The following is a 20,953-nucleotide window of genomic DNA, read 5'->3' on the forward strand; positions in this document are numbered from 1 at the left end:
ACCTGCTGTCCTTCGAAGGAGCCACCGCATGTCCGCACAGCACCACGGTCTGACGCCTCGGCGGATCAGCCGGGCCGTGCTCGGATTCGGCCTGGCCTCGGCTCTGGCCCTCGGCATGGCCGGGGCCGCCGGCGCTCAGGGGGAGATCGATGACCTCCAGCGGCAGATCGAGGAGGCCCAGCGGCAGCAGCAGGAGCTCTCGGAGGAGCTGGGTCGGCTCGACGACCAGCAGTCCGGTCTCGAGCAGCAGGGCGGGGACTTGAGCGCCTCGCTGGAGGGACTGGACGCGGACATCGCTGCCCAGGTCACCGAGCTGACCGGCCTGCAGCAGAGGCTCCCGGGGTCTCAGCAGGCCCTGCGGGACGCCGAAAGTCGGGTCAGCGCGGCCACGGCACAGGTCCGGTCACTGGCCGGACGCGTCGAGCAGGCCGAAGCGGACCGTGCGGGGATCCTGGAGGAGATCGACGCCGGTGAACAGGCACTCACCCAGGCCCGCGCTGAGATCGGACAGATCGCCAACCAGGCGTACAAGCAGGGTGGTGTCTCCTCTGACCTGGCCTTCATGCTGGGTATGCGGGACTCGTCCCTGCCCGAGGCGATGGGCCTGGCCCATCAGGCGCTGCGCATCCAGAACGGACGGCTCTCCGAGGTCTCACAGCGTGCCGCCACAGACCGCAACGCCGAGGCTCGACTCGCCGCCGTGGAGGAGCGGATCCGTGTGCTGCAGGACCAGGCCGAGCAGGCGCTGGAACAGGAGGAGCGGGCACGCGGGGAAGCCGCTTCAGCCAAGCGTGAGCTGGATGCGATGGTTGCCGACACCACCCGCATCACCGATGAGCTCAAGGCGCAGCGCCCGGTCATCCAAGAGCAGCTTGCCGCCAACCGCGCCGCCCAGCAGAAGGTGAACGACGACATCGCCGCACGCCAGCGGTCCCTGGTCCAGGCGGGATCGGAGCAGAGCGAGCTCCAGCGTCAGCACCAGGAGGCCGTGGCAGAGGCCGAGCGCCAACGACGCGCCGCGGAAGAGGCTGCGCGCAAGGCTCGGCAGGCCGCCGAAGCGGCGCGCCAGGCTCGGGAAGCCCAGCAGCGAGCGGCTGCCGCAGAGGCCCGCGCCGCCCAGCAGCGTGCGGTCCAGCAGGAGCGTGCCGCCCGCGCAGCCCAGGAGCAGGCCGACCGGCAGGCCCGGGCCGCGGCGGAGGCGGATCGCCGGGTGGTCCAGGCCGCCGAAGCCGAGCAGCAGGCCCAGCCCAGTTCGGCCTGGGGACTGCAGCTGCCCATCAACACGTACATCACGTCCGGCTTCGGCTGGCGCAGCACCCCGGCTGGCTCCTTCGACTACGGGGGAGTCGGCGGATACGTGCACACCGGCGTGGACTTCGGCGGAGGATGCGGCATCCCCATCCGTGCCGCCGCCGCGGGCGAGGTGTGGAATGCCGACCAGGCGGTGTGGAGCTCGGGGAACCGGGTGATCATCTCCCACGGTGTGGTCAACGGCCGGGCCCTGGCCACCAAGTACCACCACCTCACGCGGTACATCGTCTCGCCGGGACAGCAGGTCGAGGCCGGAGAGGTCATCGGATACTCCGGGAACACCGGGAACTCGACCGGATGCCATCTGCACTTCGAGACCATTCTGGACGGGGCCGCCGTCGACCCCCTGGGCCTGCTCTGAGGCCCGTGCGGCCTGCAGGTAGACTGGTAGGTCTGTGTGTGCCGTCCGGCACGCGTGCACCGAGGCCCGAGAGGAGACACCATGGCCGCCAAGAAGTCAGCGGGTGCCGGCAAGAAGACCGCGTCGGACCGTCAGGTGATCGCCACCAATCGCAAGGCCCGGCACAACTACCTCATCCTGGACACCTATGAGGCCGGGATCTCCCTGATGGGCACCGAGGTGAAGTCCCTGCGTGAAGGGCATGCCTCCCTGGTGGACGGGTACGCCACGTTCTACCGGGACGAGCTGTTCCTGGAGCAGGTGTACATCCCCGAGTACCTCAACGGGTCCTGGACCAACCACGCCTCTCGGCGCCGCCGCAAGCTGCTGCTGCACCGCCAGGAGCTGACCAAGATCGCCCGTCAGATCCAGGAGTCCGGCCACACCATCGTCCCCCTGCAGCTGTACTTCAAGGACGGCCGGGTCAAGGTGGAGATCGGTGTCGCCCAGGGCAAGCGCGACTATGACAAGCGGCAGGCGCTGCGCGAGAAGCAGGACAACCGCGAGGCCCAGCGGGCCATGCGGATGCGCAACCGCCGCGCGGCCTGACATGCCGCGCCGAGCCCTCGGGAATACGACGACGGCCGGCTGGGTTATACTCGATGTTCCGGACCAGGCGGTGGATCAGAGAACGCCGCAGGGGACCGGTTGATTGACAACAGAACACGGGGACGATCGGTTTCGACGATGTGAGTCGCGACAGGAGAAGCGGGCCGAGGATGCAGAGTCATCTCGTCAACGCTCTCTGCACACCAATAAGTGCCGAATCTAAGCGCACTGACTTCGCTCTCGCTGCCTGATCAGTGATCGAGTCCGTCAGCCCGGGGTTGCTATCGCCCCGGATCCTGACGTCATCTAGATAGCCACTGGCCATCACCCTCGCCGGGGGTCGTGATGGCGAGATCAATCCGGCTGGGCCTGGGTTGGCTGCCCGTCTGCGGGACAGCCAGGGCCGAGCAACACCCACAGCAGACTGCGCCCGGAGAAGACCTGGCAACACTGCATCGGACGCGGGTTCAATTCCCGCCGTCTCCACGTTTCTGCCGCTGCACAGCGGTGGTGAAGGCCCTCAGACCGGCGACGGTCTGGGGGCCTTCGTCGTGCCCGTGCTGCTTCGCCGGTGCACCATGGGCCCACCACGGATCTCAGGTGGCGAGCCCGGTCACACCGGACAGGCACCAGGCCACCAGCGCTCCTGCAACGGCGGCCGCCAGACCACCGCCCAGATGGGTGAGCCACATCCGCACCGCGGCGCCCCACTGACGGTCCAGCACCTGTTCCGCGCTGCGTACTGAGACGGTGGAGAACGTGGTCAGCGCCGTGGTGAAGCCCACCAGCACGATCAGTGCCGCTGGCAGGACCGCAGGTCCCAGGACCGATCCGCTCGCCATGACGTCCGTGGCGTGCAGTGACCCGCGCCCGAGCAGCGCCGTGGCCGCCCCTGCCAGGAACGACCCCGCCAGGTTGGCCCACAGCACGCCTCGAACAGACACGTACCAGTCCAGGAGGAATCGGGTGACGGCACCCAAGGCACCGGCGAGAGGGACCAGCCAGAGGGCCAGCTCGGCCGCGGTCATGATCGGAGCCCTCGTTCCCGCACGCCGCCCAGGTACAGCCCGCCCAGCGCGGCCGCGCTCCCTGACAACCCCTGCACGGCAAGGGCCAGCACCGCTGTGCCGAGGATGATCAGCTGTCCTGCGGGGTCGGTGACATCGCCGTGGGGCAGGAGCACGGTCCAGACCACCAGGACCCCGGAGAACGTGGTGAACGAGCCCAACACCCCGACGCCGAGTCCGGTGGCCAGCCACGTCGGCCGGTTCCACCGTGCGGAACGGGCGGTCAGCATGCCCAGCAGGAACGAGCCCACGAGATTGACCACCACCAGGACCGCGGTGTCCACCAGCGGCCGGTCCAGCGCGCCGGCAGGGGAGGCCCCCGCCAGGCTCAGCAACGTCCGGGTCGTGCCCGTGTGCAGCAGCGATCCCACCAGGCCGCCCACCGCCACGGCGAGGATGACCCGCCAGCCGGGGTGACGTCGTCGGGAAGGGGAGGAGGTGATCGAAGGAACCGGTGAGCCGGGGTGGTCCGGTGCCCCACCAGGACCGGACCGGCTCATTCGGCCGGGCACTGACCCACCAGGTCAGGGTTCAGCCGCTCCAGGACCTCCTGGTGCAGCAGGCCGTTGCTGGCCAGGGCATTGCCGCCGAACGGGCCAGGCTCCCCCTCCAACGAGGTGAAACAACCGCCGGCCTCGGTGACGATCGGCACCAGCGCGGCCATGTCGTACAGCTCCAGCTCTGGCTCGCACGCCAGATCGACCGACCCCTCGGCCACCATCATGTACGACCAGAAGTCGCCGTAGGCCCGCGTGCGCCAGACGTCTGAGGTCAGCTCGAGGAACTCGCGGATGTTGCCCCGCTCCCGCCAGCCCTCGAGGGAGGAGTAGGACAGGGAGGCGTCGGCCAGGCGGTTCACGCCGGACACCTGGAGCCGGGTGGCCGAGGCCAGGGAACGACCCGTGTAGGCACCGGTGCCACGCGCGGCCCACCAGCGGCGGTTCAGGGCCGGAGCCGAGACCACGCCGACCACCGGGGCCCCTTCATCCACCAGGGAGATCAGCGTGGCCCACACCGGGACCCCGCGCACGAAGTTCTTGGTGCCGTCGATCGGGTCGATGATCCACCGGCGGGGCCCGTGGCCCTCCAAACCGAACTCCTCGCCGAGCACGGCATCCCGCGGGCGGGCCCGGGAGAGATTGCCGCGGATGATCTCCTCGGCGGCGCGGTCGGCGTCCGAGACGGGCGTCAGGTCCGGCTTGGTGTCCACCTGCAGGTCCACGGCCTTGAACCGAGCCATGGTCTGCGCGTCCACGGCATCGGCCATGATGTGGGCCAGCCGCAGATCGTCCGTGTAGTTCGGGGACGGAGCGGAGTCAGAGGTCATGCGTTCACGCTACCGCCCGTCGCGAGGCGGTGCAGTCACCGGCGCGTCCGAGCGGCCGGCGAGCAGCCGCCGCAGCGACTCGAGGCGGCGCGGCCCGGCCGGACCGGCGTGCCCGGAGGCCACCCAGGGGTCCAGGGCGCAGCCGACCGCCCCCTCGGCGTGCGTGCAGCCCTTGGGGCAGTCGGCCAGGGCGGGGGAGAGGTCGTCGAAGGCCTCGATCACCCGGTCCGGGTCCACCAGGCCCAGGCCGAACGAGCGGATGCCAGGGGTGTCCACCACCCAGGTGTCCTCCCGCACGGTGCCGTCCTCACTGGGCAGCGGCAGGGCCAGGGCCGAGGAGGAGGTGTGCCGGCCGCGCCCCGTCACGGCGTTCACCTGCCCGGTGGCCCGCTCGGCACCGGTGAGGGCGTTGATCAGGGTGGACTTGCCCACGCCGGACGGCCCCACCAGCGCGGAGATGTGACCGTCCAGCCGGTCCCGCAGCGCCGTCAGCAGGTCCGGGTCCAGGGCCGGGTCCTGGTCCGGGGAGCCGGTGTCCACGGGGGAGTCCGAGGCGGAGGTGAAGACCTCCAGCTCCAGCTCCCGGTAGTGGGCCAGCAACTCCGCCGGGTCCTTCAGGTCGGTCTTGGTGATGCACAGCACCGGTTCGATTCCGGCATCGTAGGCTGCCACCAGGGCGCGGTCGATGAACCCGGTGCGCGGCTCGGGGTTCGCCGCGGCCACCATGATCACCAGGGTGTCCACATTGGCCACCACCACGCGCTCCACGGCATCGGAGTCGTCCGCGGACCGGCGCAGCACCGTCTCCCGGTCCTCGATCCGCACGATCCGGGACAGCGTGCCCTCGGCCCCGGAGAGATCGCCCACCAGGCCCACCAGATCCCCGGTGACCACGGGCTGACGGCGCAGCTCCCGGGCCCGCATGGCGCTGACCTCACGTGCCGGGCCGTGGGCGTCCTGCGGCAGGTGCACCGTGTAGCGACCGCGGTCCACGGTGATCACGCGGCCCTGGACGGCATCCTCATGCGCGGGGCGGTCCTTGGTCCGCGGGCGTGACCCCTTCTTGTTCGGGCGGACTCGGACATCGGACTCGTCCCAGTCGCGTGCCGAGACCCCTCGGCCCGGCCGGCTCATGCACCGCTCCCGGGCTGAGCCGTGCCGATCAGCGCGGTCCACATCTGCGGGAAGTCCGGCATGGTCTTGGCCGTGGTCGCCACATCCTGGATCTGCACCTCCGGGACAGCCAGCCCGACGACGGCCGCGAAGGTGGCCATGCGATGGTCCAGATAGGTCTGCATCACCTCAGGCTTCAGCGACCTGCGCGAGACCGGAGCGAAGTCCAGGCGGTCCGTGCCCTCCTGGACCGCTCCGCCGACCCGAGCGGTCTCGATGGCCAGGGCGGAGAGTCGGTCCGTCTCGTGCCCACGCAGATGGCCGATCCCCGTCAGGGAGGACGGGCCGTCCGCCAGCAGGCAGAGCGCGGCCACCGTGGGAGCCAGCTCTGCGGTCCCGGCGATCTCACCGGGACCGCAGATCGTGGGAGTCCCGTCCGTGTCGATCGACCCGGTCACGGTGAGCGTGCCGGTCGACTCCGTCCCCGGCTCGAAGCTCACCGTGGCGCCGAACCGGGGCAGGATCTGGCGCCAGCGGTCCCCGATCTGAGTCGTCTCGGCCGGCCAGTCAGGGATGCGGACCGTGCCGCCGGTGACCACGGCCGCTGCCAGGAACGGGCCGGCGTTGGACAGGTCCGGCTCCACCGTGGTCTCACGGACGAGGACCGGGCCCGGGGCCACCCGCCAGGTTCCAGGCATCGAATCGTCCACCTCCACGCCGGCCTGCCGCAGCACCGAGACGGTCATGGCGATGTGCTCCGGGCTGGGCACGGACCGGCCGGTGTGGACCAGATGCAGTCCCTGGGCGAATCGGGGGGCTGCCAGCAGCAGTGCCGAGACGAACTGGCTGGAACCGGAGGCATCGATCTCCACCCGGCCTCCTCGGACCTCGCCGGTCCCGTGCACGGTGATCGGCAGCGTGGTCGGCTCAGGGCCAGCGGACTCCGGGGCATCGATCCGCACACCCAGCTGCTCCAGGGCCCGCAGCACCGGACCCATGGGGCGGACCCGGGCCTCGGGGTCTCCGTCCAGGGTGACGCCGCCGGTGGTCAAGGCGGCCACGGCGGGGATGAACCGCATCACCGTGCCGGCGAGGCCGCAGTCGATGGTGACCGAGCCGACGTCGGGCCGGTGGGGAAGGGGAGTGATCTGCACGGTGTCAGGACCTGACCAGGCGACCTGGGCCCCCAGTGTCTGCAGTGCCTGGAGCATCAGCCGGGAGTCGCGTGAGTCCAGCACCCCGTGCAGGGTGCTGGGCCCGTCAGCCAGCGCGGCCAGCAGCAGCCAGCGGTTGGTCAGCGACTTGGATCCTGGCACCCGTACGGTGCCGTCCACCGGGCCGGCGGGGTGGGGTGCGGGCCAGGGGTCGGCTGGGGTCACGGGGTCTCCATCATCGGGGTCGCGAGGGTGCTGGTGCTGGGCGCAAGGGACCCCTCAGCGAGGGCGGGTCCCGTCCTTCAGGATACCGGGCACGGAATATCCCGGGGAGGGACGACGCTGTACCTGCCATGACCCCACCTCTCACTCTGGAGGCACCTCCGCGGAAGCCTCCCCGGCCCGCCGTAGACTGGCCGGTGATGGAGACTCAGAACGCCACCGGCGACCCGGTGACCCATGACCTGCCTGGGGTGGATGTGCAGTCCGAGAGCGAGGCCCAGCGCCGCGCCCGGTTCGAACGCGATGCCATGGAGTACGTGGACCAGCTCTACTCCGCGGCCATGCGCATGACGCGCAACCCTCAGGACGCCGAGGACCTGGTGCAGGAGGCCTACACCAAGGCGTACTCCTCGTTCCACCAGTACAAGCCCGGGACGAACCTGAAGGCCTGGCTGTACCGGATCCTGACGAACACGTACATCAACCTGTACCGCAAGCGTCAGCGTCAGCCTCAGCAGTCCACCATGGACACCCTCGAGGACTGGCAGATGGCCCAGGCGGCCGAGCACACCTCCACCGGCCTGCGGTCGGCGGAGACCGAGGCCTTGGACCGGCTGCCGGACTCCGATGTCAAGGAGGCCCTGCAGTCCATTCCCGAGGAGTTCCGCCTGGCCGTGTACTTCGCGGACGTGGAGGGCTTCGCCTACCGGGAGATCGCCGAGATCCTGGACATCCCGATCGGAACGGTGATGAGCCGGCTGCACCGCGGGCGCAAGCTGCTCCGCGAGTTGCTCACGGACTATGCCCGGGAACGCGGCATGGACGTGGAGAAGGCCGCACGCAGGAGTGCCGCCAAGAAGACCAAGACGACCCCGAACACAGCACCAGCAGGACAGGAGGCCGACCAGTGAGCTCGGAGAATCGAGACTGTGAACAGATCGGCGACTGCGAGGACGCCAGGATCCAGCGACTCTACGAGTACCTGGACGGGGCCCTGACCCATCAGGATCTGGAGGAGGTGCGTCATCACCTCGAGGAGTGTGAGGACTGCACCCGTGCCTACGACCTGGAGTGCATCATCCGCTCGGTGGTCCGCCGCAGCTGCTGCGAGAAGGCCCCTGACCAGCTGAAGGTGCGCATCATGACCCGGATCAGCCAGATCCGTGTGGAGACCACCCACTCCGGTCACTGAGCCCTCGGTGCCCCGCCGGGGCGCCCCCACCTGTTCCTGAGAACAAGTCCACCAGACACAGCAGACCCCGCCGGGGCGGACGGAGGAACCGTCCCGATCGGCGGGGTCTGAGTGCATTCAACCGGCGCTGGGCCGGAACACCAGGTCAGGCGTTGGGACGCTTGCCGTGGTTGGCACCATTCTTCTTGCGGTCACGCCGCTTGCGGCCACGCTTGCTCATGGCGACTCCTTCGGTTCGAGGGCAGACACGGGGGACCCGTACTCTGCCGTCCATCTTCTCACAGGGGTGGGATGCGGATCGAATCAGGCGGTGGGCTCGGGAACACCCAGCCACTGGTACCAGCCGCGGTGCAGGACCAGCCAGGCGATCAGCCCGTAGCCGGCCTGACCGGGCAGGCCGTGGCCGGCGGCGAGGTCATTGCGCCACTGCTCGTGGTTCACCAAGGGGGTGAACGTGTCCACGTAGTAGTGACGGCGTCGGTCCGCCACATCCAGGTAGGCGGTGTTGAGCTCGGCAAGCCGGGCATTGCGCTCATTGTCCAGGGAGGGGACGGGGCCGACCACGAGGGTGCGGATGTCCAGCTGAGCGGCCCGGTCCAGGATGTTGGCCAGGTTCAGCCGAGCCCGTGCTGTGGAGGTCTCCAGGTCCAGGTCCAGATCGGACAGCCCGATCACCAGCCGGTTCTCGGTCTCTTCGCTGTAGCGCGCCTCGGCTTCACGCTGCCAGCGGGCCGAGAGGGCTTCAGTGCCTTCTCCCGGCTGGGCCAGCACGTAGCTCTCCAGCTGGACCCCGGGTGCCGAGGTCTTGGCCAGGACGCGGCCGAGCCAGCCCAAGGCTCGTGGATCTCCCACCCCGGCCAACAGCTCGTTGCCCACGGAGGCGATGCGGATCCGTCGAATCTCCACGTTGTCCCTTTCCTTCCGTCACCGGCTGGCCGCCGGTGCGGTCTCACGTTCGGAGTTGTCCGTCACTGTAGCAATCCAGCCGGGGCTGGGGCCGGGTCATCGTGAGAGGACCTGACCCCAGCACCGGCTGATGCGCTGAGTCGGACCGGTCAGCCGCCGAAGGCCTCATCCAGCAGGACGGTGGCCTCCTGGTCGTGACGCTTCTTGGTGCCGGTGGAGGTGGACGCCGAGGCCGGACGGGAGACGAGGGTGACCTCGCGCTCCAGCTGCGGCAGCAGGTTCAGCGCCATGAACGGCCACGGTCCCTGGTTCGCGGGCTCGTCCTGGACCCACAGGACCTGGGCGTTCGGGTACTTGTCCAGCTCGGCCTGGATCTGCTCCACGGGCAGCGGGTAGAGCTGCTCCACGCGCACGATCGCGGTCTTGGTGTCCTTCTGCTTCTCCCGGCGGGCCAGCAGGTCGTAGTACAGCCGACCTGAGACCAGCTGCACGGTGGTGGCCGACGAGCTGGCCTGCTCGTCAGGGATGACCGCCTGGAACCCCTTCTGGGTGAAGTCCGCCACCGAGTTGGCAGCGGCCTTCAGGCGCAGCAGCTGCTTGGGGGTGAAGATCACCAGCGGACGGCGGGGACGCGAGTACGCCTGCTCCCGCAGCAGGTGGAAGTGGTTGGCGCCGGTGGACGGGTTGGCCACGCGGATGTTGTCCTCGGCGCACATCTGCAGGAAGCGTTCGATGCGTGCGGAGGAGTGGTCCGGTCCCTGTCCCTCGTAGCCGTGCGGCAGCATCATGACGACCGAGGAGTACTGTCCCCACTTCTGCTCAGCCGAGGAGATGAACTCGTCGATCACGGTCTGGGCACCGTTGACGAAGTCGCCGAACTGGGCCTCCCAGAGCACCAGGGCATCCGAGCGCTCCACGGAGTAGCCGTACTCGAACCCGAGGGCGGCATACTCGCTGAGCAGGGAGTTGTAGATCCAGAACTTGGCCTGATCGTTGGAGAGGTGACGCAGTGGCGTCCACTCGTCGTCGGTCACTCGGTCATGGAAGACCGCATGGCGCTGGACGAACGTGCCACGGCGGGAGTCCTGGCCGGCCAGGCGGACAGGCACCCCCTCCATCAGCAGCGAACCGAAGGCGGCCAGCTCGGCGAAGCCCCAGTCGATGTCCCCGTTGACGGACATCTTGGCGCGCTTCTCCAACAGGGCCTGGAGCTTGGGGTGGACCGTGAAGCCCTCCGGGACCTCCAGGTGGGCCTGCCCGATGCGCTGGAGCATCTCCTCGGAGATCGCGGTGGTCTCCGGTGCGGCGGGGACCAGGTCCTTCTCATCCTCGGTGAGGGACTGCAGACCGGTGCCGACCACGGGGATCGGCGAGGTCTGGGCCTCATGCGTCTCCGAGAAGACCCGCTCCAGGCGCTGCTGGTAGTCCTTCATGGCCGAGTCGGCCTCGTCCTGGGTGATGTCACCGCGTCCGACGAGGTTCTCCACGTACAGCTTGCGCACTGAACGCTTGTGCTCGATGAGGTTGTACATGCGCGGCTGGGTCATGGAGGGGTCATCGCCCTCGTTGTGACCGCGGCGGCGGTAGCAGATCAGATCGATCACGACGTCCTTGTTGAACCGCTGGCGGTACTGGTAAGCCAGCTGGGCCACACGGACGACCGACTCCGGGTCATCGCCGTTGACGTGGAAGATCGGCGCCTGGATGGTCTTGGCCACATCGGTGGCGTAGACGGAGGACCGGGCCGAGGTGGGCGGGGTGGTGAAGCCGACCTGGTTGTTGACCACCACGTGGATGGTGCCGCCGGTGCGGTAGCCGCGCAGCTGCGAGAGATTCAGGGTCTCCGCGACGACGCCCTGTCCGGCGAAGGCGGCGTCACCGTGCACCAGGATCGGCAGCACCGAGAACGAGGTGGTCGAGTCGGCGCCACGGTCCAGCCGATCCTGCTTGGCACGCACGATGCCTTCGAGGACCGGGTTGACCGCCTCCAGATGGGAGGGGTTGGCGGCCAAGGTCACCTTGGTGCGGTTGCCGCGGTCGGAGACGAAGGTGCCCTCCGTGCCCAGGTGGTACTTCACATCGCCCGATCCCTGGACCTGGCCGGGCACCGAGGTGCCCTCGAACTCGCGGAAGACCTGGGCGTAGGTCTTGCCGGCGATGTTGGTCAGCACGTTCAGACGGCCGCGGTGGGCCATGCCGATGGCGACCTCGTCCAGGCCGTCGTCGGCAGCCCCGGAGATCACCCCGTCCAGCAGCGGGATGAGGGACTCGCCGCCCTCAAGGGAGAAGCGCTTCTGGCCGATGAACTTGGTCTGCAGGAACGTCTCGAAGGCCTCGGCGGCGTTGAGCCGGCCCAGGATGCGCAGCTGCTCCTCGCGCGTGGGCTTGGAGTACGGGTGCTCCAGCTCGTCCTGGAACCACTGGCGCTCGGTCGGGTCCTGGATGTGCATGTACTCCACACCGGTGTTGCGGCAGTAGGCATCGCGGAGCACGCCCAGGATGCTGCGCAGGGTCAGCATGGGCTTGCCGCCGAAGCCGCCGGTGGGCCACTCCCGCTCCAGGTCCCACAGCGTCAGTCCGTGCTGCAGGATGTCCAGATCCGGGTGACGACGCATCACGTACTCGAGCGGGTCGACATCGGCGATCAGATGTCCGCGCACGCGGTAGGCGTGGATCAGCTGCTGGATGCGGGCGACTTTGTTGATCTGGTCTTCGGGGTTGACCTGGATGTCCGGCTTCCAGCTCACCGGCTCGTACGGGATGCGCAGGGAGTGGAAGATCTCGTCGTAGAAGTCCTGCTCGCCCAGCAGCAGGCCATGGATGAGCTTGAGGAACTCACCGGAGCCGGCACCCTGGATGACCCGGTGGTCATAGGTGGAGGTCAGGGTGATGGTCTTGGAGACCGCGAGGTTGTTCAGCGTCTTCTCGGCGGCCCCCTGGAACTCGGCGGGGTAGTTCAGTGCGCCCACACCGATGATCGCGGCCTGGCCCTCGGACAGGCGCGGCACGGAGTGCACGGTGCCGATGCCACCGGGGTTGGTCAGCGAGACGGTGGTCCCGGCGTAGTCGTCCATGCCCAGCTTGGTGTCGCGGGCGCGCTTGACCAGGTCCTCATAGGCCTGCCAGAACTCCATGAAGTCCAGGGTCTCGGCGGCCTTGATGTTCGGCACCACCAGGGTGCGGGTGCCGTCGGGCTTGGGCAGGTCGATGGCCAGACCGAAGTTCACGTGGGCCGGTTCGACCATGACTGGCTTGCCGTCCTCTTCGCGGTAGAGCACGTTCATGGACGGGAACTGAGCCAGGGCGCGGACGATCGCGTAGCCGATCAGATGGGTGAAGGAGACCTTGCCGCCGCGAGAGCGCTTGAGGTGGCTGTTGATGACGATGCGGTTGTCGATCAGCGCCTTCGCGGGGACATCACGCACCGTGGTGGCGGTGGGCATGGACAGCGAGGCATCCATGTTCTTGGCCACTGCCTTGGCGATGCCGCGCAGGGGAGTGACCTTGTCCTCAGCCGGGTCGGGGGCGTCCTTCTTGGTGGCCTTGGTCGGCTCGGAGGGGACCGGCGCGGTGGAGGGGGCGCCGGAGCGCTTCACCGTGGGCTTGGGAGTGGTGGCCTTCTGCGCTGACGAGGCAGCGGTCTTGGTCTCGTCCTTCTTCTGGGTCTTCTCGTTCTTCGCCGACGAGGCGGACTTCTTCGGCTCCTGGGGAGTGGGCTTGCCCGAGTCGGACGCCTCGCCCGGATCCTTGGGGGAGTCGGTCACGGTCTCGGTGGCCTGGGCAGACGGGCCACCGCCAGCGGAGGTCTTCGCCGCCGAGGGGGCCGGGGCTGCCCCCTCGTCCTTCGACCCACCGGACTCCAGCCGCTCGAAGATGGCGGCCCACTGGGCGTCCACCGAGGACCTGTCCGTCCTGTACTTGTCGTAGATGTCCGCGACGAGCCATTCGTTTCCGGGGAACTCCGCGGAAATCTGGTCGGACGTCAGTTCTGGCACGGTGGATACGCCTCTTCCATTGGGGTCTCTTGTGCGCCGGGCTGCGCCCGCCCGGCCATGGGCATTCCTGGACTCCAGCATAGTGACTCCCTGGACCCCGCGGCCACCAGGCGCGACGACGTCGTTGAGATGCTCGTGCTGGATCAGGTGCGATAGTGGAGCACATGAGGTTCCTCACTGCACCGGCCACTGATCTGACCTATGCCGACGTCTTCCTGGTGCCCTCCCATTCGGAGGTCACCAGCCGGATGGACGTGGACATCTCCTCCGACGACGGAACGGGCACGACCATCCCGCTGGTCTCGGCGAACATGACCGCCGTGACGGGGCGGCGCATGGTCGAGACGATGGCCCGGCGTGGCGGTCTGGGGGTGCTTCCCCAGGATGTTCCGTTGGAGGTCATCCAGGACGTGACCCGCTGGATCAAGGCCCGGCACGCCGTGGTGGAGACCCCGGTGACGGTCCGCGCGCAGGACACGGTGCTGGATGTGCTGCACCTGCTGGGCAAGCGCAACCACGCCGCGGTGTGCGTGGTGAAGGGCTCCGGCGAGGACGGAGAGCGCTTCGTCGGCATCGTCCGTGCCGAGGACTGCGAGGACGTGGACCGGTTCGCCACCGTCTCCAGCGTGCTGCGGCAGCCCTCGATCACGATTCCCGTGGCCCAGCTGGATCTGGACGAGCAGGGACTGGCGGGCCCGGACGCGCTGCGCGAGATCTTCCTGGCCATGGACGCGGCGCAGTCCCCCTATGCGCCCGTGCTGGACGGACAGCGCCTGGTCGGGGTGCTGACCCCGGCCGGCACCCTGCGCTCGAGCCTGTTCCGGCCTGCCCTGGACGATCAGGGCGCGCTGCGGCTCGGAGCCGCTGTCGGCATCAACGGGGAAGTCGCCGAGCGAGCCGGCGCCCTCGTGGAGTCCGGGGTGGACGTGCTGGTGGTGGACACCGCACACGGGCACCAGCGCAAGATGATGGAGGCTCTCTCGGCGATCAGGGCCTTGGACGTCCCGGTGCCGATCGTGGCCGGCAACGTGGTCTCCGCCTCCGGGGTGCGAGAGCTCGTGGCCGCCGGCGCGGATATCGTCAAGGTGGGCGTCGGCCCGGGCGCCATGTGCACCACGCGCATGATGACCGCTGTGGGACGCCCCCAGTTCTCTGCGGTGCTCGAATGCGCCGAGGCCGCCCGCGACCTGGGCAAGAGGGTGTGGGCCGACGGCGGCGTGCGGTACCCCCGCGACGTCGCCCTGGCCCTGGCCGCCGGCGCCAGTCAGGTGATGATCGGCTCCTGGTTCGCCGGCACCTATGAGTCCCCCGGGGACCTGCTGGTGGACGCCGAAGGCCGTCAGTACAAGGAGAGCTTCGGGATGGCCTCGGCACGGGCGGTGCAGAACCGGACCCGGACCGAGGACGCGTACTCGCGGGCGCGCAAGGCGATGTTCGAAGAGGGCATCTCCACCTCGCGGATGTACCTGGAGCCCAGCCGCCCCTCGGTCGAGGACCTGCTGGACTCCATCACCGCCGGCGTCCGGTCCTCGATGACCTATGCCGGTGCGGTGGACCTGGAGCAGTTCCGTGCGCGGGCCGTGGTGGGCGTCCAGTCCGCCGCCGGGTACGAGGAGGGTCGGCCGCTGCCGCAGTCCTGGTGAGCGTTCCGTATACTGGCCTGGCTATGGACAGACACCGATCCGGTGCCACCACCCGTTGCCGCCGTCATTCGACCGCGGCCGGAATGGAGCCCTCCAGTCCCCGCTCATCCCGTCATCCCGGTCCTGACACGCGCGCTCAGCGCGTGATCCCCGGCCGGTGCGGTCGGCACGTCCTCGGAGGTGAGTGCTGACTGTGGAATGGCTGCTGCTGGCCATCGGCCTGCTGTTGATCCTCGGCACCGGGTTCTTCGTGGCCGTCGAATTCTCCATGATCGCCCTGGACGTGCCGACGGTCCAGCGGATGGTGGACGAGGGGGACCAGGGCGCTGAGCCGCTGCTGAAGTGCCTGAAGTCCCTGTCCACCCAGCTCTCGGCATGCCAGCTGGGCATCACCCTGACCACACTGCTGACCGGCTACCTGATGGAACCCTCCCTGGGACGCCTGCTCCAGGGCCCGTTGATCTCCTGGGGGTTGAGCGAGTCAGCGGCCGCCTCGATGGGACTGGTGGCGGCCATGGTGATCGCGACCCTGCTCTCGATGCTGATCGGTGAGCTGGTCCCCAAGAACCTCTCGATCGCCCGCTCGATGCAGGTCGGGCGGCTGCTGGCCCGGCCGCAGCTGATGTTCACCGCCGTGTTCCGCCCGGTGATCATCCTGCTCAACGGCTTCTCCAACCGTGTGCTGCACACCATGGGTTTCGAGGCCAAGGAGGAGATCTCCGGAGCCCGCACGCCGGAGGAGCTCTCCTCGCTGGTGCGCCGCTCGGCGGCCATGGGCACCCTGGATGAGCAGACTGCGACCTTCCTGGACCGCACCCTGCGCTTCTCCGACCGTACGGCGGCCGATGTGATGACCCCGCGCATCCGGATGGAGACCGTGGATGCCGAGGAGCCTCTGGAGTCGGTGATCGACACCGCACGGCGCACCGGCTTCTCCCGCTTCCCGGTGCTGGGAGAGTCCCCGGACGACATCCGCGGCGTGCTCCACGTCAAGAAGGCCGTGGCCGTGCCTCGCGCACGCCGTGCCGACCTGGTGGCTGCGACCGTGATGACCGACATCGGACGGGTGCCGGAGACGGTGCACCTGGACCAGCTGATCTCCGAGCTGCGCGAGGCGAGCCTGCAGATGGCGGTCGTGGTGGATGAGTACGGGGGCACCGCCGGGGTGGTGACCCTCGAGGACCTGGTGGAGGAGATCGTCGGCGAGGTCTCGGACGAGCACGACCGCATCACCCCCGGCGTGCTGCAGACCGCCTCGGGCAAATGGTACTTTCCCGGTCTGATGCGTCCGGACGAGGCCGGGGCCCAGATCGCGACCTTGAAGGTGCCGGAGGGCGGTGCCTATGAGACCGTCGGCGGGTACATGATGGCCGTTCTGGGGCGGGTGGCCGAGGTCGGGGACAAGGTGGAAGCCGAGGGCGGAATCCTGGAGGTCGAGCGCATGGACGGTCGACGCATCGATCGGATCAAGTTCATCCCGGAGGAGCGCACGCCGGCGGACGAGCTCACCCCGGTGTCGGACTCCCGTGAGTCCGGCCGAGGTGGACGCGGCAGCCGGATCGGCCGCACGGATCGAGCCGCAGGGGAGGTGACCCGATGAGCGAGGACGTCATGGGCATCGTGTGGCTGGTGGTGCTGCTGCTGGCCAACGCCTTCTTCGTGGGCGGTGAGTTCGCCGTCATGGGCGCCCGGCGCAGTCAGATCGAGCCGAAGGCCGAATCCGGCTCGGCCCGCGCCAAGACCGCGCTGTTCGCCATGGAGCACGTCTCCCAGATGCTCGCGGTCTGCCAGCTGGGCATCACCGTGTGCTCGCTGCTGATCCTGAACGTGGCCGAGCCGGCGATCCACCACCTGTTGGTCATCCCGTTGGAGACCGTGGGCGTGCCCACCGGGGTGGCGGACGTCTCCGCCTTCGTCATCGCCCTGCTGATCGTGACCTTCCTCCATGTGACCTTCGGTGAGATGGTGCCCAAGAACATGGCCGTGTCCATGGCGGACAAGGCGGTGCTGCTGCTGGCCACCCCGCTGGTGTGGATCAGCCGGATCCTGCACCCGGTGATCTGGGTGCTCAACCACACCGCGAACCTGGTGCTGCGGGCCATGAAGGTCGAGCCCCAGGACGAGGTCACCTCCACCTACACCCTGGAGGAGGTCCAGTCGATCGTGGCCGAGTCCACCCGGACCGGGCTGGTGGACGACGGCTCGGGACTGATCTCCGGTGCCCTGGAGTTCTCGGACTACACCGCCGAGAGCGTGATGGTTCCGGTCTCCGATGTGGTCACCCTGCCCGCCGACGTGGACCCCCGCTCCTTCGAGATCGCGGTGGGCCGCACCGGGTTCTCCCGGTTCGTGCTGCAGGACACCGACGGCGCCTACACCGGGTACCTGCACTTGAAGGACGTCATGACGGTGCCGGAGTCCCGCTACGAGGAGTCGGTGCCTGTCACCAAGGTCCGGTCGCTGGCCAACGTGGGGGCCCAGGACGAGATCGAGGATGCACTGAGCCTGATGCAACGCACCGGCTCCCACCTGGCTCGCGTCATCTCCGCCTCTGGCCAGACGGTGGGCGTGCTGTTCCTGGAGGATGTGCTGGAGGTGCTGGTGGGTGAGATCCACGACGCCACCCAGGCGCAGAACGCCAGTCGGATCCGTGGGCGGAAGCAGTCCTCCGAATCGCGCTGACCTCGACGGGTGAGGTGCGTCCGAACGGGCTGCAGCACCGTGCTATATTGCTAACGGTTCGCAATAACTCATCTCGTCTGTCGGCACCGTCCGGCCGGGAAGGAACCCCCATGACGCACTCCCCGAGCGTGCCCGCCCTGGTGCGTGGCCGTCGTCGTGCCCTGATGCCTGGCGCGCTGGGCCTGACTGCCCTGCTGACCCTCTCGGCCTGCGGCGCAGGTCACGACGGCGGCACCTCACCGGAGGGGGCTGAGGCCACCTCGAGCGCTCCTCAGGGAGAGGTGGTGGCGGTGGCCACCACGACCCAGCTGGGCAGCGTGCTGGGCCAGATCACCGACTGCGTCGGCACGGGGTCGGCGGCCGTGATGGGCCCCGGGGACGATCCGCATGACTTCTCCGCATCCTCGCAGCAGGTGGCGCAGATGGCCGGGGCCGAGATGGTCTTCGCCAACGGGCTGGGCCTGGAGGCCGGGCTGGAGGCGGCCCTGTCCAACGCCGCGGCAGACGGTGCCACGATCCTGGAGGTCGCCCCGGAGCTGGACCCGCTGCCGTTCACCGCTGTGGATGGACATGACGACCATGCCGGCGAGACGGCCGAAGAGCATGCCGAGCACGCCGACGAGGCTGAGGGTGACGCGCATGACGGACACGACCATGGTCCGCTCGACCCGCATGTGTGGATGGACGCCGGCCGGATGGCCCAGGCCGCTGAGGTGATGGGTGAAGCCCTGGCCCAGCAGACGGGCGAGCCGAGGTACGCCGACTGCGGCGGCGAGGTGAAGGCCGACCTGGCAGAGGTGGACCAGCAGGTGGCGCAGATCCTGGCTGAGATCCCCGAGGACCGGCGCACCCTGGTCACCGACCATGCCGCCTACAACTACCTGGCCGACGCCTACGGGCTGGAGGTCTCCGGGGTGGTCATCCCCGGAGGGTCCACCGATGCTGAGCCCTCCTCGCAGGAGTTGGCCGCCCTGGTGGACCAGATCCGCGACAGCGGCGCCGACGCCCTGCTGACCAGCGTGGGGGCCGGCAGCAGCACCGTCCAGGCCGTGGCCCAGGAGGTCGGCGACGTGCCCGTGGTGGAGCTCTACGAGAGCGGGATCGGCCCGGCCGGCTCCGGAGCAGAGACCTACGCGGAGGCCATGGTCTTCAACGCCCGTGCGCTCGCCGACGCCCTGACGTGAGGGGGCTGGACGCATGGAGCTGATCGACTGGCTGGCTGAGCCCTTCACTCTGGGCTTCCAGCAGCGTGCCCTGATCGGCGGGATGATCGCCGCGGTGATGTCCTCCGTCGTGGGCGTGTGGCTGGTGCTGCGCGGCATGAGCTTCTTCGGGGACGCCTTCGTGCACGGGGTGATCCCGGGGATCGCCGCCGCAGTCCTCTTCGACTTCTCGCCCTACCTCGGCGCCGCCGTCGCCGCTGTGGCCATGGTGGGCGGGATCGAGCTGATCCACCGCAGCACCACGCTGAAGGAGGACACCTCGATCGGCCTGCTGTTCGTGGGCATGATGGCCCTGGGCGTGGTGATGATCTCCCGCTCGGACTCCTACACCGGTTCGCTGACCAGCATCCTGTTCGGCGACGCCTTGGGGGTGAGCTGGGAGGACATCCGCGTGCAGTCGATCATGGCCGTGGCGGTGATCGTCCTGGCGGTGCTGCTCTACCGTCCGATGATGGCCCTGTCCTTCGCCCCGCCCAAGGCCCGGTCCCTGGGGATGCGGCCCCAGCTGACCCATATGCTGCTGCTCGTGCTGATCGCCACGTCGGTGATCGGCAGCTTCCAGGCCGTGGGCACCCTGCTGGTGTTCGGCCTGCTGGTGGGCCCCCCGGCCACGGCTGCGCTGATCTCCCGCACGGTGCCGGCCATGTTCGCGTGGTCGGTGCTGATCGCCCTGTTCTCGGTCTGGTGCGGGCTGGTGCTCAGCTACCGGATCGGCACCGCCGGCTCGGCCACCATGGCCCTGGTGCCCATCGTGCTGTTCTTCCTGGTCCTGGCCGTCCGCGAGACCCTGCGGTCCGCGCGGAACTCCCGGGGCCGTCGTCGTGAATCTGCTCTGGAGGTGGGCGCCGATGTCCGGTGAGAGCCAGGACTGGGTGGTGGAGGCCGACGGTCTGGTGCTGCGGCACGGAGACCATCTGGCGGTGCGCAGCTCCGGGTTCCGGGTGCCGCGCGGGACGGTGACGGCGGTGATCGGGCCCAACGGCTCGGGCAAGTCCACCCTGCTGCAGGCCATGGCCGGTGTGCTCACGCCCAGTTCGGGCACCCTGCGCGTGTTCGGCCAGCCGGTGGAGCAGGCCCGGCACAACATCTCCTTCGTCATGCAGTCCGTGGTGTACCCGGAGGGCACGCCGATGACCGTGCGGGACGTGGTGCGGATGGGACGGTACCCCTCCCTGGGGTGGTTCCGTCCCTGCCGGCGCCAGGACCGGGCCGCGGTGCAGGAGGCCATGGAGCAGATGCACGTGGCCGATCTGGCCCACCGGCACCTGGACGAGCTCTCCGGGGGTCAGCGCCAGCGCGTGTACGTGGCCCAGGGGATCGCCCAGGGCCACGAGCTGCTGATGCTCGATGAGCCGATGACCGGACTGGACCTGGTCTCGGCCCGCACCATCGACGACCTGATCCACGCCGAGACCGACCACGGACATTCGGTGGTGCTGACCACGCATGACCTGGATGAGGCGCGTGCTGCCGACCACGTGATCCTGATGGGCGGGCGCGTGGTGGCCTCCGGCACGCCCGAGCAGGTGCTGACCCAGGAGAACCTGGAGTCGGTCTATGGTCTGGGCTCGATCCACCGTCCGGCCGGGACGTTCATCGACGATCCGGAGTGCGGGCCAGGCGTGCAGGTGCTGCCCGAGTCCGGGGTGGTGGCGGGTCAGGCGTGGTCGGACGCGGCAGAGTCAGGCGACGCGGCGGACTCTGCGGAGCAGGCTGGGCACAGACCGTAGATCTCCACGGTGTGCTCCACGGAGGTGTAGCCGTGCTCGGCGGCGGTCTGGGCCGCCCAGGACTCCACCGTGGGCGCCAGGATCTCCACCGTGCTGCCGCACTGACGGCACACCAGGTGATGGTGGTGCTCCTCGACGGCGCAGCGCCGGTAGCGGGCCTCGCCGTCGTCCGGGGTGAGCATGTCCACGGTGCCGTCCTCCACCTGCTGCTGCAGCGTCCGGTACACCGTGGCCAGAGAGACCTTCTCGCCGCGTTCACGCAGCAGCTGGAACAGGTCCTGGGCGGAGAGGAAGTCCGGCAGCTCGTCCAGGACCCGGTTGACCGCCGCCTTCTGGGGGGTCGACCGCTGCCGCACGGGGGCGGGGGTGTTGCGGGAGGACGCCGACGAGGCGGGTGCTGCGGGGGTGGAGGGCTGCTCGGTCATCCCTTGCAGGGTAC

The 20,953-nt window shown here is 69.1% G+C and carries 19 protein-coding genes and 1 other RNA gene; 11 read left to right on the forward strand and 9 right to left on the reverse strand.

Annotation, left to right across the window (positions count from 1 at the left end; all coding sequences use genetic code 11):
• Positions 1 to 28: 28 nt before the first annotated feature.
• The 3 genes from ACEXHE_RS00705 (at position 29) to ssrA (ending at position 2,749) form a co-directional block, all read left to right on the forward strand.
• Positions 29 to 1,672, forward strand: a complete 1,644-nt coding sequence (locus ACEXHE_RS00705) for a peptidoglycan DD-metalloendopeptidase family protein (protein WP_356965877.1) — start codon at positions 29 to 31, stop codon at positions 1,670 to 1,672.
• Positions 1,673 to 1,753: 81 nt separating this feature from the next.
• Entirely contained in the window at positions 1,754 to 2,260 is a 507-nt protein-coding gene (smpB, locus tag ACEXHE_RS00710; RefSeq protein ID WP_091694832.1) for an SsrA-binding protein SmpB, read from the forward strand.
• 118 nt (positions 2,261 to 2,378) lie between these two features.
• Positions 2,379 to 2,749: a transfer-messenger RNA gene (gene ssrA / locus ACEXHE_RS00715) on the forward strand.
• Between the two features lie 107 nt (positions 2,750 to 2,856).
• Here ssrA and ACEXHE_RS00720 read toward each other — a convergent pair.
• From ACEXHE_RS00720 to aroA, 5 genes are read right to left on the reverse strand one after another with little or no spacing between them, the layout of a single operon-like run.
• The gene (locus ACEXHE_RS00720; protein ID WP_260061097.1) at positions 2,857 to 3,288 is read right to left on the reverse strand and encodes a CrcB family protein; all 432 of its coding nucleotides are present in this window, start codon (positions 3,286 to 3,288) and stop codon (positions 2,857 to 2,859) included.
• Positions 3,285 to 3,827 (reverse strand): fluoride efflux transporter FluC, encoded by a 543-nt coding sequence (locus ACEXHE_RS00725; protein WP_374784376.1) that lies wholly within the window; start codon positions 3,825 to 3,827, stop codon positions 3,285 to 3,287. Before ACEXHE_RS00725 ends, ACEXHE_RS00720 begins: the two co-directional genes overlap by 4 nt.
• Positions 3,824 to 4,654, reverse strand: coding sequence for a histidinol-phosphatase (gene hisN, locus ACEXHE_RS00730; protein WP_374784377.1), 831 nt, complete (start codon positions 4,652 to 4,654; stop codon positions 3,824 to 3,826). Before hisN ends, ACEXHE_RS00725 begins: the two co-directional genes overlap by 4 nt.
• Positions 4,655 to 4,663: 9 nt before the next feature.
• Positions 4,664 to 5,788: a ribosome small subunit-dependent GTPase A gene (gene rsgA / locus ACEXHE_RS00735; RefSeq protein WP_374784378.1), complete on the reverse strand. Its 1,125-nt coding sequence runs from the start codon at positions 5,786 to 5,788 to the stop codon at positions 4,664 to 4,666.
• Positions 5,785 to 7,146 carry a 3-phosphoshikimate 1-carboxyvinyltransferase gene (aroA, locus tag ACEXHE_RS00740; RefSeq protein WP_374784379.1) on the reverse strand — a complete coding sequence of 454 codons (1,362 nt, stop codon included), beginning with the start codon at positions 7,144 to 7,146 and terminating at the stop codon, positions 5,785 to 5,787. Before aroA ends, rsgA begins: the two co-directional genes overlap by 4 nt.
• 197 nt (positions 7,147 to 7,343) lie before the next feature.
• Between aroA and ACEXHE_RS00745 the strand changes: the two genes are divergently transcribed.
• Together ACEXHE_RS00745 and rsrA are read left to right on the forward strand one after the other, a co-directional pair.
• A complete protein-coding gene (locus ACEXHE_RS00745) occupies positions 7,344 to 8,054 on the forward strand; it encodes a sigma-70 family RNA polymerase sigma factor (RefSeq protein WP_091695363.1) in 711 nt (236 codons plus the stop codon).
• A complete protein-coding gene (gene rsrA / locus ACEXHE_RS00750; RefSeq protein WP_091694771.1) occupies positions 8,051 to 8,335 on the forward strand; it encodes a mycothiol system anti-sigma-R factor in 285 nt (94 codons plus the stop codon). Before ACEXHE_RS00745 ends, rsrA begins: the two co-directional genes overlap by 4 nt.
• A gap of 145 nt (positions 8,336 to 8,480) precedes the next feature.
• Here rsrA and ACEXHE_RS00755 read toward each other — a convergent pair whose 3' ends face one another.
• From ACEXHE_RS00755 to ACEXHE_RS00765, 3 genes are all read right to left on the reverse strand, one after another.
• Positions 8,481 to 8,555: a 50S ribosomal protein bL37 gene (locus ACEXHE_RS00755; RefSeq protein ID WP_143109412.1), complete on the reverse strand. Its 75-nt coding sequence runs from the start codon at positions 8,553 to 8,555 to the stop codon at positions 8,481 to 8,483.
• A gap of 83 nt (positions 8,556 to 8,638) precedes the next feature.
• Positions 8,639 to 9,241 carry a GDSL-type esterase/lipase family protein gene (locus ACEXHE_RS00760; RefSeq protein WP_091694767.1) on the reverse strand — a complete coding sequence of 201 codons (603 nt, stop codon included), beginning with the start codon at positions 9,239 to 9,241 and terminating at the stop codon, positions 8,639 to 8,641.
• 149 nt (positions 9,242 to 9,390) lie between these two features.
• Positions 9,391 to 13,236 carry a multifunctional oxoglutarate decarboxylase/oxoglutarate dehydrogenase thiamine pyrophosphate-binding subunit/dihydrolipoyllysine-residue succinyltransferase subunit gene (locus ACEXHE_RS00765; RefSeq protein ID WP_374784380.1) on the reverse strand — a complete coding sequence of 1,282 codons (3,846 nt, stop codon included), beginning with the start codon at positions 13,234 to 13,236 and terminating at the stop codon, positions 9,391 to 9,393.
• A 164-nt stretch (positions 13,237 to 13,400) separates the two neighbouring features.
• Here ACEXHE_RS00765 and ACEXHE_RS00770 point away from each other — a divergent pair, with 164 nt between their 5' ends.
• From ACEXHE_RS00770 to ACEXHE_RS00795, 6 genes are all read left to right on the forward strand, one after another.
• Complete coding sequence (locus ACEXHE_RS00770) at positions 13,401 to 14,879, forward strand: GuaB1 family IMP dehydrogenase-related protein (RefSeq protein WP_374784381.1); 1,479 nt, start codon at positions 13,401 to 13,403, stop codon at positions 14,877 to 14,879.
• 193 nt (positions 14,880 to 15,072) lie between these two features.
• Positions 15,073 to 16,479 carry a hemolysin family protein gene (locus ACEXHE_RS00775; protein ID WP_374784831.1) on the forward strand — a complete coding sequence of 469 codons (1,407 nt, stop codon included), beginning with the start codon at positions 15,073 to 15,075 and terminating at the stop codon, positions 16,477 to 16,479.
• Positions 16,476 to 17,561 (forward strand): hemolysin family protein, encoded by a 1,086-nt coding sequence (locus ACEXHE_RS00780; protein WP_356965894.1) that lies wholly within the window; start codon positions 16,476 to 16,478, stop codon positions 17,559 to 17,561. The genes ACEXHE_RS00775 and ACEXHE_RS00780 overlap by 4 nt, the downstream gene beginning before the upstream one ends.
• A 110-nt stretch (positions 17,562 to 17,671) precedes the next feature.
• Complete coding sequence (locus tag ACEXHE_RS00785) at positions 17,672 to 18,745, forward strand: metal ABC transporter substrate-binding protein (protein ID WP_374784382.1); 1,074 nt, start codon at positions 17,672 to 17,674, stop codon at positions 18,743 to 18,745.
• A gap of 13 nt (positions 18,746 to 18,758) precedes the next feature.
• Entirely contained in the window at positions 18,759 to 19,643 is an 885-nt protein-coding gene (locus ACEXHE_RS00790; protein ID WP_374784383.1) for an iron chelate uptake ABC transporter family permease subunit, read from the forward strand.
• Complete coding sequence (locus tag ACEXHE_RS00795) at positions 19,633 to 20,514, forward strand: metal ABC transporter ATP-binding protein (RefSeq protein WP_374784384.1); 882 nt, start codon at positions 19,633 to 19,635, stop codon at positions 20,512 to 20,514. Before ACEXHE_RS00790 ends, ACEXHE_RS00795 begins: the two co-directional genes overlap by 11 nt.
• Here ACEXHE_RS00795 and ACEXHE_RS00800 read toward each other — a convergent pair.
• Positions 20,442 to 20,939 (reverse strand): Fur family transcriptional regulator, encoded by a 498-nt coding sequence (locus ACEXHE_RS00800; RefSeq protein WP_374784385.1) that lies wholly within the window; start codon positions 20,937 to 20,939, stop codon positions 20,442 to 20,444. The two genes, ACEXHE_RS00795 and ACEXHE_RS00800, sit on opposite strands and share 73 nt — an antisense overlap.
• Positions 20,940 to 20,953 lie beyond the last annotated feature (14 nt).

This window comes from Micrococcus sp. IITD107 (genome assembly GCF_041927415.1).
Classification (GTDB): Bacteria; Actinomycetota; Actinomycetes; order Actinomycetales; family Micrococcaceae; genus Citricoccus; species Citricoccus terreus.

What these genes read in the sequence shown, in the direction of transcription:
- ACEXHE_RS00705 (WP_356965877.1), top strand. Translation starts at nt 29, where the DNA reads ATGTCCGCACAGCACCACGGTCTGACGCCTCGGCGGATCAGCCGGGCC.
- smpB (WP_091694832.1), top strand. Translation starts at nt 1,754, where the DNA reads ATGGCCGCCAAGAAGTCAGCGGGTGCCGGCAAGAAGACCGCGTCGGAC.
- ACEXHE_RS00720 (WP_260061097.1), bottom strand. Translation starts at nt 3,288, where the DNA reads ATGACCGCGGCCGAGCTGGCCCTCTGGCTGGTCCCTCTCGCCGGTGCC.
- ACEXHE_RS00725 (WP_374784376.1), bottom strand. Translation starts at nt 3,827, where the DNA reads ATGAGCCGGTCCGGTCCTGGTGGGGCACCGGACCACCCCGGCTCACCG.
- hisN (WP_374784377.1), bottom strand. Translation starts at nt 4,654, where the DNA reads ATGACCTCTGACTCCGCTCCGTCCCCGAACTACACGGACGATCTGCGG.
- rsgA (WP_374784378.1), bottom strand. Translation starts at nt 5,788, where the DNA reads ATGAGCCGGCCGGGCCGAGGGGTCTCGGCACGCGACTGGGACGAGTCC.
- ACEXHE_RS00745 (WP_091695363.1), top strand. Translation starts at nt 7,344, where the DNA reads ATGGAGACTCAGAACGCCACCGGCGACCCGGTGACCCATGACCTGCCT.
- ACEXHE_RS00770 (WP_374784381.1), top strand. Translation starts at nt 13,401, where the DNA reads ATGAGGTTCCTCACTGCACCGGCCACTGATCTGACCTATGCCGACGTC.
- ACEXHE_RS00780 (WP_356965894.1), top strand. Translation starts at nt 16,476, where the DNA reads ATGAGCGAGGACGTCATGGGCATCGTGTGGCTGGTGGTGCTGCTGCTG.
- ACEXHE_RS00785 (WP_374784382.1), top strand. Translation starts at nt 17,672, where the DNA reads ATGACGCACTCCCCGAGCGTGCCCGCCCTGGTGCGTGGCCGTCGTCGT.
- ACEXHE_RS00790 (WP_374784383.1), top strand. Translation starts at nt 18,759, where the DNA reads ATGGAGCTGATCGACTGGCTGGCTGAGCCCTTCACTCTGGGCTTCCAG.
- ACEXHE_RS00795 (WP_374784384.1), top strand. Translation starts at nt 19,633, where the DNA reads ATGTCCGGTGAGAGCCAGGACTGGGTGGTGGAGGCCGACGGTCTGGTG.
- ACEXHE_RS00800 (WP_374784385.1), bottom strand. Translation starts at nt 20,939, where the DNA reads ATGACCGAGCAGCCCTCCACCCCCGCAGCACCCGCCTCGTCGGCGTCC.